Source organism: Sandarakinorhabdus sp. (assembly GCF_031430775.1).
In the GTDB taxonomy this organism is placed as follows: domain Bacteria; phylum Pseudomonadota; class Alphaproteobacteria; order Sphingomonadales; family Sphingomonadaceae; genus Sandarakinorhabdus.
This window is the reverse complement of the sequence record NZ_JANPCD010000087.1, coordinates 20,973-36,324: the sequence shown is the minus strand read 5'-3', so window position 1 is coordinate 36,324 and position 15,352 is coordinate 20,973. Positions and strand designations below refer to the sequence as shown.

Genomic DNA, 15,352 nt, shown 5'->3' with positions numbered 1-15,352 from the left:
CCGCCGGCAAGGGCCATGCGGCGGCTGATGAATGCGGGTGACTTTGTGGTGTCCGGCGCCGTGTGCGCCGCGTGCGCCGCAATGGCGGCGGGATCATGCAGAGCAGCCACGGCTGCGATGACCTGAGCCATGATGGCATCGCCGGCCATGTTGCCTGACAGTCGGGCGCGGCTGATATCGATGGTCTGATACTGACCGAAACCGAGCGGTGGCGCGCTGCCGTCGAGGCTGAGCGGCACCAGGCATTTGCGGTCGCGGCCCCGCGTCGCCTCGTCATGCACCCAGTGCGACGTCACCGATATCCGCGACCATAGCACCACCACGGTGCTGGCGCCTTCCAGCGCGGCGCTGGTGGAATCGGCAAAGCGTTCGCCTGGTTGCAGCAGCCCGTCCCACCAGACCGAAAAGCCTGCCTTTTCCAGCGCATCGATGACCGGGCGCGCGCGTTTTCTGTCGTCACGCGAATAGCTGACGAAAATCGTTGTCGGGCGGCCGGAAGGACCGATGGGTGTTGCCGGGAGGGTCATTACTGCCAGTTCTGCGGGTCATCCAGCGTCTGTTTCGCCCAATTGCTGCCCTGCGCGACGGCGCGCGTGAGCCAGCTCCGTGCCTGCTCCTTGTCGACGCGCAGATTGTTGCTGCCCTCCAGATACCAGAAGCCGATCCTGTATTCGGCTACGGCCAGCGTGGCGTCGGCGGCCTTGCGCATCAGCACCGCTGCGGCGTCTGGCGATGGCGCCAGCGCGCTCGCCCAGTCGGCATAGGCCATCGCGAGCACATACTGCGCTTCGGGATATTCCTGGTCGGCAAGCGATTGAAGCGTGGCCAGTTTTTCTTCGTCAGTGCCGCTCATGGCGTCCCAGACCCGCCGGGAAAGGGATGGATCTTCCTCGTCATTGGACCATTCGGCTGTGCTGATGATGTTGATCTGATCGGCGCCAGGGCCCTTGACGGTTGCGATGGTCTGGACGGCCTCTTCTGGTGCCGCGGCATCCGATGCGGGCGCCATTGCATCTGCTGCGGGCGCAGCGGCGTCGGCTGCAGGGTCTGTAATCACGCCATCTTCTTCGGCGTCGGGGACCAGGATCCCTATCAACACGATGAGCAGCACCGCGCCTGCCAACATGGCCAAGTAGATTTTTGGCTGTTTCCAGATCGGCACTTCGGCTGGCGGGACGAACACCGGCTGCGGCGGTGTTGGCTGCGGCTGCATGAGCGGCAACGGCGCCTGTTCGGGCGCCTTAATAACCGGCTTGGCCGGCGCAGAGACTGCCACCGGTGCATCGTCATCGTCGAACAGGTCGCCGTCTTCGGCGCGCAGATACAGCACGGGTGTCGCCCATTCGGTGCTGTCATCGTCGAAAAGGGCGTTGCGTCCCTCGGCGACGGCGGCATCGACCGGCGCGCCGCGTGCTATCTGCAAATAGAATGTGCGCGAAAATTCGATGGCCGCTGCGTCCGAAATCGGAAACTGCATGGCGATGACGGCTGGCACCCCGCCCTGGATCAGCGCGGTGGCAACGCCGGCAAACGGGTGCGGCCCGGCCACTGCCGGAGTGGTGCCGGTTTCACAGGCATTGAGAAAAACCAGCCGCAAGGGTTCGGCGCGCAGCCAGTTGGCAAAGGTCGCGGCAGACACCTTGTGCGGCCCGCCATCCTCGCGCTCAAGCAGCAGCATACCGCCGCGCTCCGCCTCGAAATCGCCATGCCCCATGTAATGCACGACATGATAATCCGACCCCGAAAGCTTGTCGCGGATCTTGGCTGCGACGGGTTCGACCTCGTCGACCATGAACTCCTTCATGTCCGTCCAGCTTTTTTGCAGCATGGCGCGTTCGGCGCCCAGATTGAGCACGCCGGTGCCGGTCGGGTTCGACTGGATGAGCAGGATACGCAGCGGCTTGACCAAGGGGCGCTTGGCGTTGGAGCCAGCCACGTCAAGAGAGCGCACCAGCGCAACCTCGGTCGACACCACCAGCGGCAAGCCGTCGCTGGGGCGCATCAGTTCCCAGGGCAGGGCGGCCACTTCGGCGATGGCCGGATTGCTCAGGTCGAAGGTCATGCGAATGCGCACGCCCAGCACATTCTGGCGCCGCGCTTCCTCGCTGGTGGCCATGAACACGTCGCGGGTCTTGCCCTGGAACAAGGCGTCGAACAGCTCGACCCCATATTCGGTTGCGGTCTTGGCCGGGCCAGCGTCCCGTGGCTGCGCGGTGCCGACGCCGCGATGGCTGCCGGGGCCAAGCAGACCCCCGGCAATATCGGCGAGACGAAAGGGCGGGCGGAAATTTATGTTGCCGGCGCGGCCTTCGGACGAGGCCCGGGCATCGAAGCTGCCGTCGCCGCGTGCCGAAATGGTGACCAGAAGATTGATATAGCGTTTCATGTGTTGCACAGCCCCCGATGTGGCACAGCCAGCCTTTCAGACTTTGGTTAACGCAATGCTAGCGCCAATTGTTTGAAAAGGCGAGAGCGCAACCATTGTTCATGCCGCCGTACGGGCCGTAGTTCACTGTCATGAAACGTCCTCGGTTGCTGTCTTGAACACTTGCTTCAGCGCGGCCTGTCCCGACAGGCTGCTGAAATAAGTGAGGTGATGGCAGGCGACCTTGCTGCTGGCCGGCGCCGGGTTTCTGGTGGCATCGATGCCGATGATGCTGTCGGCGCTGACAGCGATATCGTTGGGTTTTCTGCCGAACAATGCGTCAAACGCTGCGCTTTGCCCGAGTTTCACGATCAACTGCGCCGGCAAGGGGTCGCCGCTGCTGCCGCTGCTGTCGATATCACCGGCCAGGATGGTATAGCGCACGCCGGGGTCGCCGCCGGCGTTCAGCTTTTTCAGGAAAGGCTGCTTCGGGTTCATCTGCTCCAGTGTCGGGGTCAGCTTGTTGGTGAAGTTCAGCGCCATGATGATCGGAGCCGTCCATGGCAGCAGCGCTGGCACATAGTTGCCGGCCAGGCCCATGAGCATGGTCAGGACCGTGCGCGCGCTGTCCACCTCCCCGAAAGGCGATCCATTGTTGGGTGTGCCGCACATGACGAGGTGATCGACGATTGTCGCGCCGCCGCCTTGTTCGATAAGACTGCGGCTGACGAGCCCACCCATGGAATGCGCCAATATTGTCAGTTTTTTCTGGGCATCGACTTTGATGCCGACAGCGGCCAGGTCATCCTTCAACGCAGTTGCGGTATCTTCGATGAGCGTGGACAGGTTTTCATAGTCATAGGCCAGCACAAGGTCGAATTCAGGATACAGCCCGGCGCTGACCACGCCTTCGACCATGCCCTGCGTGTCACCGATGATGCCGTGAATGACCAGCAGGATGTTGCTGGCGGCGGCGACCTTTGCGTGCAGGCCTTCGGTGTCCCTGACGGCCTTGGTGCCGTCCAGACGCACCCAGCTCAACGTGTTGACATTTTGTTGCTTGAGCACGGTCTTGAAGAAATACAGCTTGAGGGCGCGGCCAAGGCTGCGCTTGTTGTCGGGGACCTGGGGCAGGTTGTCGATCTTGAGCTGCGTCTTGCCCTCGGCATCCTTCCAGCTCTCGCCGACCGGAATGACCATGTTGCCATCAAAGGCAAAGGTCATCAGGCCCTCGTTTTTAGCCAGCGGCATGTCGATGGTGATTTCCAGCGGCTGGCTTTTGAGCGTGTCGGCGTTTTCGATGTCGCTGAGTTCGAGGATGGTGGCATCGTCGCCGCGTGTGTTGGCGAAGTTGACCAGGTCCATGCCGCGCGCTTCAAAGGCTTTCCAGAAATTGCTGCTGCCGGCGCTGATGTCGCGGGTCATGGGCCGGGCGCTAGCAAGCGCCACGCCAGCCGTGAACGTGCCGTGCTGTTTGATGCTGATCTTGCCGTCGGCAACCTTGATGCCCTTGTCGCCAATGGCATTGACGCGGCGCACAAGGTTCAGGCGAATATCATGGGTGAACCAGTCGTTGCTGACCGGGCGTTCGCGCGGTTTTGCCGTGCCGGCGCCGCGGGTTCCCCCTTGAACCTGTTCGATGTCGCCGATCTCCAGCGGGTCCTGGGTCAGCATGAAGTCATCGACGCGTTCGGTGGAGACGATCAGCTTGAAGGGGACGCTGGCCTCGCTTTTGCCGTCCTCGACGTAAAGATAGTCGTCGGGGCCATCGCCCCACATGGTGATCCAGTTTTCGGACGGCGTGATTGCCTGGTTGTCAAAGACGAAGATGCCATATTCTTCCGAGAAATATGTCAGCATCACGTAAAGGGTCTGGATGGAGCGGTTGCGCACCGAAAGCGTGCCGCGCAGGCTTGGCCATTCCCCGCCAACTTCGACAAAATCCAGCGTCGCGCCCGCCGACACGTCGATTTCACTGCCGTCGTGCAGCTTCTGGATGAACCGGTATTCCAGCTTGGCAGGACCCAGCTTCGGGCTGGGGTTGGCAAGCGCGGCCATCCGCTCCCAATTGGCGATGTTCTTGAGCTTGGCCAGCATCGGCCCGGCCCAGGCCGCAGGCTGCACGCCGGCGATCTTGACCCCGCATATCAACTGCCTGCGTTCAAGATTGCGGATGACCAGCGCGCCGTCCTCAAGCGACAGGCCATAGCGGCTGGCCGCCGCCGCCGGCGCAGTGACAACCCCGACCGAGGCGTCCTCGGTAAGGGCAGCGTCAAGCGCGGCAAGCGTTTGCGGATCGAGCGTGGCAGCCATGGCCAGCGGCGGCAGCGGCATCGCTGTGATGGCCGCTTCATAGGTCAGGGCAGGGTCGGCGGCAAAGCCCGGCTGGATGACGCAGGTCTGTGCGCCGACCTGCAAGACCGTGGCGGGTCCGGCGGGCGTATCGCTGCCGACCGGATAGAGCATCAGGCTGGCCGGGCTATCGAGGTCGCTGGCGAGGCCATGGATACCGCCGCAATTGGCGGTCCAGGCACCTGCACTGCTGGACACCTCGTAGCGCGGGGCGCGACCGCCGCCGCCAAGGCCAAGAAAGCCGCCCCAGGCGTTGAAATAGCCCAGCGCCTCGAATTGCGGGTCCTGATCGACGGCCCGGCTGCGGCTGGCGGCGCGGACCCGCTGGAACAGCTCGGCATAGGAAATATTGCCGCTGGTGGCGTTCAACACTTCGACAAGCGCGGTGGTGAACACACCCTGGCCTTGCGGCGTTTCCTTGGCTTTTTGAAATTCACTGCACGCGGCCATCAGCAGGTGGCGGCCTTTTGGCACCGTGATGCCGCCGTTTGCCAGCATCTTGGCATAGCGGCCATCAAGATAGGAATCGAGTTCGCGTTTATAGCCTGCGGGGCCGGTCTGGCGGGTGCGCATGCCGTCCATGTCGCCGGCTTCGCGCGTTGACGATCCGGAATGGCAGCAATCGAAGATCATAACGACTTCGGCGCCCGTGGCCGCCAGATCGTCGATCAGCAGCGCCAGTTCCTTGTCGGCAAGATCATAGCCGCCGTCCTGACGGCTGTCATAGCAGACCAGCCCTTCGTCCATGCCATCGGCATCATAGGTCAGGAACTCCGGCGCCGTGCGGGACCGGGCGCCATGGCCGGCAAAATGGAACAGCGCGACATCGCCCGGCTTTGCCGCCGCGATCAGATGCGTCTTGAACGCGGCAATGACCGCGGGCCGGGTGGCCTCGGTGTTGAGCAGCGACTTGATCGAAAGGGCGCTGCCAAGCTTTTGCGTCAGCCAGTCGCCCAGCAGCTTGGAATCGTTCAGGCACCCGGCCAAAGGTGTCACATCGGGCAGATAGTCGTTGATGGCGACTTGCAGGACATGGAATTTGGGCGCGGACATGCAACTTCTCCCCTGTAAGCATAAAAGTTACTGTATCGACAGGCTTTGCGCCAGTAGTTCCGCGTGCGGCGCAGCAATATCAACAGGGGCCGCAGCAGGACGATTGCCGGGCCTGCAATATGCCCCTACCAAGAGCTTCGGTTATTGGAGGGCGGGGCAGACATGCAGGTCGGGCAAGGTGCGAGCCAGGGTGAAGTGCCGCCGCTGCCGCCCGTCTGCCTGACCCTTGGCGTGACCGGCCACCGCGATGGTAATGCAGCGCTGCAAGCCGGCCGCGCCGGCGTGGCCGCTGTCCTGGATCAGATATTCGGCGCTATCGACGATGCCGTGGCCGCCGCCGTGTTGCCGGCCGGCGCCGGGAGCCTTGCGCCGACACGGCTGCATTCGCTGCTGGCCGATGGCGTCGACCAGATGGCTGCCGATGCGGCCTTGGCGCGCGGCTGGCAATTGGTGGCGCCGCTGCCTTTTGGTGCCGATCTGAACATCGCCGTCGGCGTGCAGCCCTGTGGCCCCGAGGATACCCGGCTGCTGCTGTCCGGCGAAGCAGCGCGCGACCCTGAAGTTGCCGCGCGCGCGGCCAGGATTCGCGCGCTCTATGCTCGGTCCCGCTGCTTTGCGCTTGCGGACCGTGACGACGAAGTGCGTGCTAGGCTGCTGGAAATGATCTCGCATCCCGGCGATGTCGATCTGGCCGTCGGCTTTGCCGCGCGCGCCTCCGAACGCGTGGCGCTGGCCGGGCGCGTGCTGATCCAGCAGTCGGACATCATCATCGGCGTTTGGGACGGCGCGTCCGAAGCCTTTGTTGGCGGCACCGGCCACACGATCGCTGCCGCATTGGACATGGGGGCTGCCGTCATTCGCATCGACCCCGCCTCTCCCGGAGACTGGCATATCCTGCGCAGCCCCGAAGCGCTGGTGTCGCCGGTGCCCCATGGCGACCGTATGGTCCAGTTGCAGGGGTTGGTCGCCGAGGCGCTGGGCGTGCAGCACGAACAGGACACCGGCTTTCGCGCCGGTATCGCGGCGTTGATGCAGCAGCCATGGCCCGGCCAAAGTCATCTGGCCTTTCATGGCTATCGCCGCGTCGAGGCCATGTTCGATGGCACCGGACGGCCGCTGCGGTCGCTGCACCAGACCTATGTGACCCCCGATGCGTTTGTCGCCGGCGCCGGCGCCCCGGTGCTGGCCGCAGCCGCCACAATTCCGGGCGGGGACGCGGTCATCACGGCCAGTATCGCTGCCAAGGTCATGCGCCGCCATGCCTTTGCCGATGGTATCGCCGCCAATTTGTCGGACAGTTATCGCGGCGGCATGATCGCCAATTTCATGCTGTCGGGGTTGGCTGTCGTGACCGGCATTGCCTATCAACCCATCGCAACAATCGCCGACAAGTGGATGTTTGCATTGTGCGAATTTGCCATGCTGGCCGCGATATTGGTGATCACCTGGGCCGGGCAGAAACGTCGCTGGCATGGCCGCTGGTTCGAAACCCGGCGTGTCGCGGAATATTTCCGCCATGCTCCGGCGCTGTTGCTGTTGGGTGTGGCGCGGCCTCCGGGCCGTTGGCCGCGCGGCGCCGATACAAGCTGGCCCGAAATGCATGCGCGCCACGGCCTGCGCGAGCTTGGGCTGCCGGCTGTGCATGTCACGCCCGCCTATCTGCGTGCTGGCCTGACCATCCTGCACCAGAGCCATGTCGCAGCGCAGCGCCAGTATCACCGCGACAAGGCCGAGCGGCTCAGCCAGGTGCAGCGCCGGCTTGACCGCTTGTCGTCGCGGTCGTTCCAGCTTGCCGTGGTGGCCGTGTCGTGTTTCCTGATCTTTGCCGGACTGGAAGCGTTGGGCCTGATTGCGACGCCGCTGCTCGACAAGCTCGCCAAGATATTCACATTCCTTGGTGTGTTGCTGCCGACGTTTGGCGGCACGGTCGCCGGCATCCGATATTTTGGAGATTTTGAACGCTTTGCCGCCATTTCCGAGGTGACGGCCGAAAAGCTGGACTCGCTCGACGCTCGCATCGCCCTGCTGCTTAGCGGGCCTGACATCGCTCTCGATTATGGCCGGGTGGCCGAGCTTGCGCACGCTGCCGATGATATCGTCGTCAGTGAAATCGAAAACTGGCAGGCCGTGTTTGGCGGAAAGCATATTACGGTGCCAGTATGAGCGACAACTTGTGAACGACCATTATGATCTTGTGGTGATCGGCGGCGGCGCTGCCGGGCTGGTGACGGCTGGCGGCGCAGCGCAGCTGGGCGCGCGGACCTTGCTGGTGGAACGCGAGCGGTTGGGCGGCGAGTGTCTTTATACCGGCTGCGTGCCCTCCAAGGCGTTGCTGGCAGCCGCCGAGCATGGGTTCGCCGCCGCCAAGGCGGCGGTGGCAAAGGCCATCACCATCATCGAACCGCATGACGCGCCCGAGCGATTTGAAGGCTTTGGCGTCGAAGTGCTCAAGGGCGACGCCCATTTCACGTCGCATGACCAACTGCTGATCGGGCAGCGTATGGTCACGGCGCGGCGGTTTGTCATTGCCACGGGGTCGGAGGCGGTGATCCCGCCGGTGCCGGGGCTGGATGCCCTGCCGGTGCTCACCAACGAAAGCATCTGGGCGCTGGAATCCTGTCCGGAACATCTGCTGATTGTCGGCGGCGGTGCCATCGGCTGCGAAATGGCGCAGGCTTTCCGGGCGATGGGTGCGGCAGTGACGATTTTGGAACTGGCGACACTGTTGCCGAACCAGGATGCCGACGCTGTCGATGTTCTGCGCCGCGCGCTGGTGGCGTCCGGGGTTGCGGTGCGCGAGGGCGTGGCCATCACGGCGGCTGGTCCTTCATCCGGCGGCGTTTGCCTGACCTTGTCGAATGGCACCCGTATCGAGGGCAGCCATGTGCTGTTGGCCGCCGGCCGCCGCGCCCGCACGCTTGACCTGGGGCTCAATGCCGCCGGGGTCGAGATCACGCCGCAAGGCATCAAGGTCGATGGCCATGGCCGCACAGCCAATCGCCGTATCTTTGCTGCCGGCGATTGCCGCGCCGGGCCGCGCCTGACCCATGCCGCCGAACTGGACGCCCGTGCCATCATTCAAACGGCGCTGTTCCCGTTCCCCAAAAAGATTGATTACAAGGCCTTGCCGGCAGTTATTTATACCAGCCCCGAAGTGGCGCAAGTGGGCGTGATTGCCGCCAATGCGCCATCCGGCGCTGAAGTCTGGCGCCATGATTTCGATCACAACGACCGCGCCGTGGCCGAAGGCGACATGGCCGGATTCGTCAAACTGGTGACCAAAGGTAACAAGGTGCTGGGCGCGACGATTGTCGGCACCAATGCCGGCGAATTGCTGGCGCTGTGCGGCATGGCCGTGGCCGGCAAGCTCAGCCTGTCCGACCTGGCGAACCAGACGCTGTCTTATCCGACGCGTGCCGAGGCCGTGCGCTTTGCTGCGGAGCAGCGCGGACAAGCCAGGCTGTTCACTCCGTTCATGCGGCGCCTGACAAAGCTGTTCCAGAAACTTCCGTGAGTTTATTGCCATGCCGAACGAAGAACAGATCACATATTGGAACGGCAAGGTCGGCGAAACCTGGGTCAGGATGCAGGAGCGCATGGATCGTGCGTTGACGCCTGTCACGGCAGCGTTGCTGGCGGCCGCTGCGCCGGGCGCGGGGGAACAGGTGCTCGATGTGGGTTGCGGTGCCGGCGAGACGACATTGGCAGTGGCAGGCGCGGTCGGTGATGACGGCATGGCGGTCGGCCTCGATGTGTCTGCGCCGCTGCTTGCCCATGCCCGCGCCCGCGCCGAAGGGCTGGGCCTTGATGCCGAGTTCATCGAGGCCGATGCCGCAAGCTGGACGGAGGATGACGGCGGCTTCGACCTCATCTTGTCGCGCTTTGGCGTGATGTTCTTCGACGATCCGGGCGCTGCTTTTGCCCATCTTCACGGCCGCGCCGCGCCGGGCGGGCGCCTGGCCTTTGCTTGCTGGCAGCCGGCTTCGCGCAATCTGTGGGCGACATTGCCGCTGGGGGTGTTGGCCGATCTGTTGCCGCCGATGCCGCCCGGCGATCCGCATGCACCGGGGCCGTTCGCCTTTGCCGATGCCGCGCGCGTTGCCGCAATGCTCGAAACCGCAGGCTGGGCCGATGTTACCTGCCACAGCCTGCCGTTCGGCATGATGATCGGCGAAGGCGATGATCCTGTCGCGGCGGCCGTGCAGTTCAACCTGCGTATCGGGCCGGCGGCAAAGGCGGTGCGCGAAGCGGGCATCGAGGACGCGGCACGGCCCTTGCTGGCTGCGGCGCTGGCGGCCCATGTTGCCGACGGCGCGGTGATCCTGCCAGGCGCGGCATGGATCGTCACGGCACGGGCTTGATGGCTGCGATACTCTTTACGATTTGGGCCACCTCGCCTAAGTCGCTGTCATGACCTCGACCAACGATATCCGCCGCAGTTTCCTTGATCATTTCGGTGCCGCTGGGCACCGGGTGGTGGCTTCGGCGCCGCTGGTGCCGCAGAATGACCCGACGTTGATGTTCGTCAACGCCGGCATGGTGCCGTTTAAGAACGTCTTCACCGGGCTTGAAACCCGGCCCTACACCACCGCCGTTTCGTCGCAGAAATGCGTGCGTGCCGGCGGCAAGCACAATGATCTCGACAATGTCGGCTACACGGCGCGGCACCATACCTTCTTTGAAATGCTGGGCAATTTCTCGTTCGGCGACTATTTCAAGGAACAGGCCATTCATCTGGCCTGGGACCTGCTGACGCGGCAATGGGGGCTGGACAAGAACCGCCTGACCGTCACCGTCTATCACACCGACGACGAAGCCGCGTTGCTGTGGAAAAAAATCGCCGGCCTTGGCGATGACCGCATCATCCGCATCCCCACCAACGACAATTTCTGGTCGATGGGCGACACAGGGCCGTGCGGGCCGTGCAGCGAGATATTCTACGATCACGGCGACCATATCTTTGGTGGCCCCCCCGGCAGCCCCACCGAGGACGGCGACCGGTTCGTCGAAATCTGGAACCTCGTGTTCATGCAATATGAGCAGGTGGACCGTGACACGCGGCTCGAACTGCCGCGCCCCAGCATCGATACCGGCATGGGCCTGGAACGCATCGCCGCCGTGTTGCAGGGCGTGCACGACAATTACGACACCGATACCTTCAAGACGCTGATTGCTGCCAGCCAGGACCGCACCGGGCAGGCCGTCGGCAAGGAACAGACTGCCTCGCACCGCATCATTGCCGACCATCTGCGCTCGGCGGGTTTCCTGGTGGCCGATGGCGTGCTGCCGGCCAATGACGGGCGCGGTTATGTGCTGCGCCGGATCATGCGCCGCGCCATGCGCCACGCGCATCTGCTTGGCGCGAAGGACCCGCTGATGCACAGTCTCGTGCCGGCGCTCATTGAAACGATGGGCGCGGCCTATCCCGAACTGGTGCGCGCCCAGCCGCTCATCGAGGAAACGCTCAAGCTGGAGGAAACGCGGTTCCGCCAGACGCTTGAACGCGGGCTGGGCCTGCTCGACGAAGCCACGGCCACGCTGGCGCCGGGCGCGACCCTGCCGGGTGATGTCGCCTTCCGCCTGTATGACACGTTCGGCTTTCCCTATGACCTGACCGAAGATGCGCTGCGGGCGCAGGGCCGCGCCGTGGACCGCGCCGGTTTCGATGCCGCCATGGCCGAGCAGAAACGCGCCGCGCGTGCCGCCTGGACGGGATCGGGCGAGGCCAAGGATGCGTCGGTGTGGTTCGATATTGTCGATGCACATGGCGCGACCGATTTCACTGGCTATGCCGGGCTGACCGGCGAAGCGCAGGTGCTGGCCATCGTCAAGGACGGCAAGGAAGTGCCCAGCGCCGCCGCCGGCGAAAAAATCGTGGTCATCACCAACCAGACGCCATTTTATGGCGAAAGCGGCGGCCAGGCAGGCGACGGCGGCTTGATTGCATGGAGCGATGGCAAATCATCGCCAGTCACCGACACGCGCAAGGCATTGGGCAAGCTGCATCTGCATGACGTGACGCTGACGGACGGGCCGCTGACGGTCGGTGATGCGGTCAAGCTGGATGTGGACCACCGGACTCGGGCCGAGCATCGGCGTGCCCATAGCGCCACGCATCTGCTGCACGCCGCGCTGCGCAGTCGGCTTGGCGGGCATGTGACGCAGAAGGGGTCCTATGTGGGCCGCGATTACACGCGGTTCGATTTCTCGCACCAAAAGGCGGTGACGGCAGGCGAACTGTCGGCGATCGAGGCCGATGTGAACGCGCAAATCCTTGGCAACCGCCCGGTATCGACCAAGCTGATGACGCCCGACGACGCCATTGCCGCCGGCGCCATGGCGCTGTTCGGCGAGAAATATGGCGATGAAGTGCGCGTGCTGAGCATGGGAAGCGCCGATGACGACATGCCCTATTCGGTTGAACTGTGCGGCGGCACGCACGTTACCGCGCTCGGCGATATCGGCTTGCTCAAGATCGTGTCCGAAAGCGCGGTCGCCAGCGGCGTGCGGCGCATCGAGGCCCGCACCGGCGCCGGCGCGCGCGAGTATCTGAATGCACAGGAAGCCTTGCTGTTGCAGGCAGCGGCGGCGCTGAAGGCGCGGCCAGACGACCTGCCGGCGCGCGTCGCAGCGATGGTGGATGAACGCAAGCGGTTGGAGCGCGAACTTGCCGACGCCAAAAAGGCGCTGGCGCTGGCTGGTCCGGGTACGGCTGCCAAGGCCGGCCCCGAAAATGTCGGCGGCATCAGCTTTCAGGGCCAGGTCATCGAAGGGCTGGACGCGAAAAACCTGCGCGGGCTGGTCGACGAGGCCAAGGCCGCATTGGGCAGCGGCATCGCCGTCATCATCGCGGTCAACGATGGCCGTGGTTCGGTGTCCGTCGGTGTGACCACCGATCTCACCGCGACGCATTCCGCTGTCGATCTGGTGCGGATCGCAGCAGCGGCGATGGGCGGGCAGGGCGGCGGCGGCCGTCCCGACATGGCGCAGGCCGGCGGTCCGGATGGCGACAAGGCGGCAGAGGCGATTGCAGCGGTGAAGGCTGCGCTGGCCGGTTGACTCCACGCGGCTGAACCGCCAAAGGCCTCGGCCCGACCGGGGGCAGGGAGACAGCCGGTGGCAGCGGATTGGGACAGATCGGCAGACGCCTGGATCGATATCCAGGGCGAGACCGGCGATTTCGGGCGCGTCCATGTGCTGGATGCGCCGATGCTGGGGCTTGTCGAGGCGCTTGCGCCAGCGCAGGTGCTGGATGTGGGCTGCGGCGAAGGGCGTTTTTGCCGGATGCTGGCGGCACGCGGCATTGGCACCACCGGCATCGACCCTGCTGGCCGTTTGATTGCACAGGCACAGGCGCTGCACGCCGATGGCGATTATCGGATCGCAGCGGCGGAAACAATGGATGTCGAACCGGGCGCCCATGACATGGTTGTCTGCTATCTGTCCCTCATCGACATGCCCGATCTTGATGCCGCGCTGGCACGCATTGTCGCTGCAATCCGTCCCGGCGGCGATTTGCTGATCGCCAACCTCACTGCCTTCAACACCGCCGCCGTCCATCAGGGCTGGGACAAGCGCCTGATTGGTGAGCCGCGCTTTCCCATCGATCATTATCTGGAAGAAAGGCCGGTGCGCGTGGCATGGCGCGGTGTGGATATCCAGAACCATCACCGGCCCTTGAAGCGTTATATGCAGGCGTTGCTCGGCCATGGCCTGGTGTTGACGCACTTTGACGAGCCGCCGGCCACGGGCGGCCCGGACGGCAAACGCGACCGTTACAATCGCGTGCCGAATTTCCACCTCATGGTCTGGAACAAGCCGGTCAGTCGGCTTTCCTGAGCCGGCTGCTGCGGCGCGGCAACGTCGCCTTTCCGCCGGAGCCTTGGATGATGGCGCGCAACTCGCCGCGTTTTTCGTGCACCGATGCGATGACCCGGCCCATCGGCACGCCCAGGTCGATCAGCACGGCTTCAGCCAGTTGCAGCGAGGATTCGACGGTTTCCGGCACGGCGTCGGTCACGCCCCTGGCATAAAGTTGGCCGGCGTGTTCGGCGTCGCGGGCGCGCACCACCACGCACAGATCGGGGTGACGTTCGCGTATCAGACCGACCATCGTGTCGAGCGCGCGGGCGGCATCGATGGTCAGCACCACGGCGCGGGCGGTTTCCAGGCGCAGCGTCGCCAGCAATTCCGGCCGGCGGGCATCGCCATAGATCACCGCCTTGCCGGCAAGGCGCAGCCGTTGCACTTCATCGGGGTCGCTGTCCACCGCCAGCCATGGCTGTTCATGCGCCTCCAGCATTGCGGCAACCAACTGCCCGACACGGCCAAAACCGATGATGACGGTGTGGCCGGGCAGCGGTGCCTCGGTCTGGTCATGGCGGTGCGGCACCATGCCGGATTCAAACCGCGCGCCGATCATGCCGAGCAATGGCGCCAGGGCCAGCGACACCGACGCCACCGCCAGCACCAGTTCGGCCACAAGCCCGCCGGTCAGCCCGGCCGTCAGCGCCGCAGCCAGCACGACCAGGCTGGTTTCCGACGGTGACGCCATCAGCAGCGCGACATGGCCCGCCACGCCGGGGCTACGCTTTTGCCAGCGCAGCAGCATGAAGATCACCGCCGCCTTGAGGCCGATGACGGTTACCACGCCGGCCAGCAGCAACAAGGGCTGAGCAGCGATGGCGGCCAGATCGATGCGCATGCCGACCCAGATCAGGAACACACCCAGCAACAGGCCCTCGAACGGCTGGACGGCGGCTTCGATCTGGCGGCGATAATCAGTTTCGGCCAGCATCAGCCCGGCAACGAGTGCGCCCACCGCCGGTGACAGACCGGCCGCCGCCGCGACGGCTGCCGAGCCGATCAGCACCACCAGCGCGGCGGCAAGGAACAGTTCGGACCGCCGAGTGCGCGCCGCCTGCAGGAACAGCGCCGGGACAACTAGCTTCGCCGCCAGCGCAATGCCGGCCAGCGTCGCCACGCCGATGCCGAGGCTGGCGCCAAAACCGCCCGCCGCAGTGCCGGCGCCGATCAGCAGCAGCAGCGGCGCCAGCGCCAGATCCTGAAACAGCAACATGCCCAGCGCCGTGCGCCCGGTGTGGCTGCCCATCCGCCCCGAGGAACTGAGCATCTGGAGGCCTACCGCCGTCGAGGACAGCGCCAGCGCCGCCGCCAGCGCCAGTGCCGGACCGATGGACATGCCGATAAGCAGCAGGACAGGCAGCAGCACGGCCGTGCACAGGCCCAGCTGCGCCGGACCAAGGCCGAAGATGGTGTGGCGCATCGTGCGGATACGATCGAGGCTGAGATCAAGGCCAAGCGCGAACAGCAGCATCGCGATCCCGATTTCCGCCGGCGCCGCCAGCACATCAGGATCGGAAATGCTCACCCATTGCAGCGCCGGGATGGTGCCGCTGAGCGCGCCCAGCCCGAACGGACCAGCGGCAATGCCGACAAGGATGAAGCCCACCACCGGCGAGATGCGCAGCGCCGCAAAGGCCGGTATCACCAGCCCGGCGGCGCCCAGGACAACAACGATGTCCTTGAAGGCAGAGGATTCAAACGGCAGGGCCATGGCAG

General features: G+C 64.8%; 9 protein-coding genes. 5 read left to right on the top strand and 4 right to left on the bottom strand.

The genetic code is table 11. The annotated features are described in order from the left end of the window. The 3 genes from RMQ73_RS05105 to RMQ73_RS05095 form a co-directional block, all read right to left on the bottom strand. Positions 1-527: toll/interleukin-1 receptor domain-containing protein (locus RMQ73_RS05105; RefSeq protein WP_310496982.1), on the bottom strand; the 527-nt coding region annotated here is incomplete at its 3' end. After that, positions 527-2,386: a CHAT domain-containing protein gene (locus RMQ73_RS05100; RefSeq protein ID WP_310496981.1), complete on the bottom strand. Its 1,860-nt coding sequence runs from the start codon at positions 2,384-2,386 to the stop codon at positions 527-529. The genes RMQ73_RS05105 and RMQ73_RS05100, both read right to left, overlap by 1 nt. A gap of 129 nt (positions 2,387-2,515) precedes the next feature. Further along, a complete protein-coding gene (locus RMQ73_RS05095; protein ID WP_310496980.1) occupies positions 2,516-5,770 on the bottom strand; it encodes a caspase family protein in 3,255 nt (1,084 codons plus the stop codon). A gap of 162 nt (positions 5,771-5,932) precedes the next feature. Here RMQ73_RS05095 and RMQ73_RS05090 point away from each other — a divergent pair, with 162 nt between their 5' ends. From RMQ73_RS05090 to RMQ73_RS05070, 5 genes are read left to right on the top strand one after another with little or no spacing between them, the layout of a single operon-like run. Continuing rightward, positions 5,933-7,933 (top strand): hypothetical protein, encoded by a 2,001-nt coding sequence (locus RMQ73_RS05090; protein ID WP_310496979.1) that lies wholly within the window; start codon positions 5,933-5,935, stop codon positions 7,931-7,933. A 10-nt stretch (positions 7,934-7,943) separates the two neighbouring features. Beyond that, positions 7,944-9,284 (top strand): FAD-dependent oxidoreductase, encoded by a 1,341-nt coding sequence (locus RMQ73_RS05085; RefSeq protein ID WP_310496978.1) that lies wholly within the window; start codon positions 7,944-7,946, stop codon positions 9,282-9,284. A gap of 10 nt (positions 9,285-9,294) precedes the next feature. After that, positions 9,295-10,131: a class I SAM-dependent methyltransferase gene (locus RMQ73_RS05080; RefSeq protein WP_310496977.1), complete on the top strand. Its 837-nt coding sequence runs from the start codon at positions 9,295-9,297 to the stop codon at positions 10,129-10,131. A 49-nt stretch (positions 10,132-10,180) separates the two neighbouring features. Then, a complete protein-coding gene (gene alaS, locus RMQ73_RS05075) occupies positions 10,181-12,829 on the top strand; it encodes an alanine--tRNA ligase (protein WP_310496975.1) in 2,649 nt (882 codons plus the stop codon). Positions 12,830-12,886: 57 nt separating this feature from the next. Continuing rightward, complete coding sequence (locus RMQ73_RS05070) at positions 12,887-13,609, top strand: methyltransferase domain-containing protein (RefSeq protein ID WP_310496974.1); 723 nt, start codon at positions 12,887-12,889, stop codon at positions 13,607-13,609. On the opposite strand, the gene RMQ73_RS05065 is transcribed toward RMQ73_RS05070, so the two are convergent. After that, positions 13,593-15,347 (bottom strand): cation:proton antiporter, encoded by a 1,755-nt coding sequence (locus RMQ73_RS05065; RefSeq protein WP_310496973.1) that lies wholly within the window; start codon positions 15,345-15,347, stop codon positions 13,593-13,595. The two genes, RMQ73_RS05070 and RMQ73_RS05065, sit on opposite strands and share 17 nt — an antisense overlap. Positions 15,348-15,352: the final 5 nt, after the last annotated feature.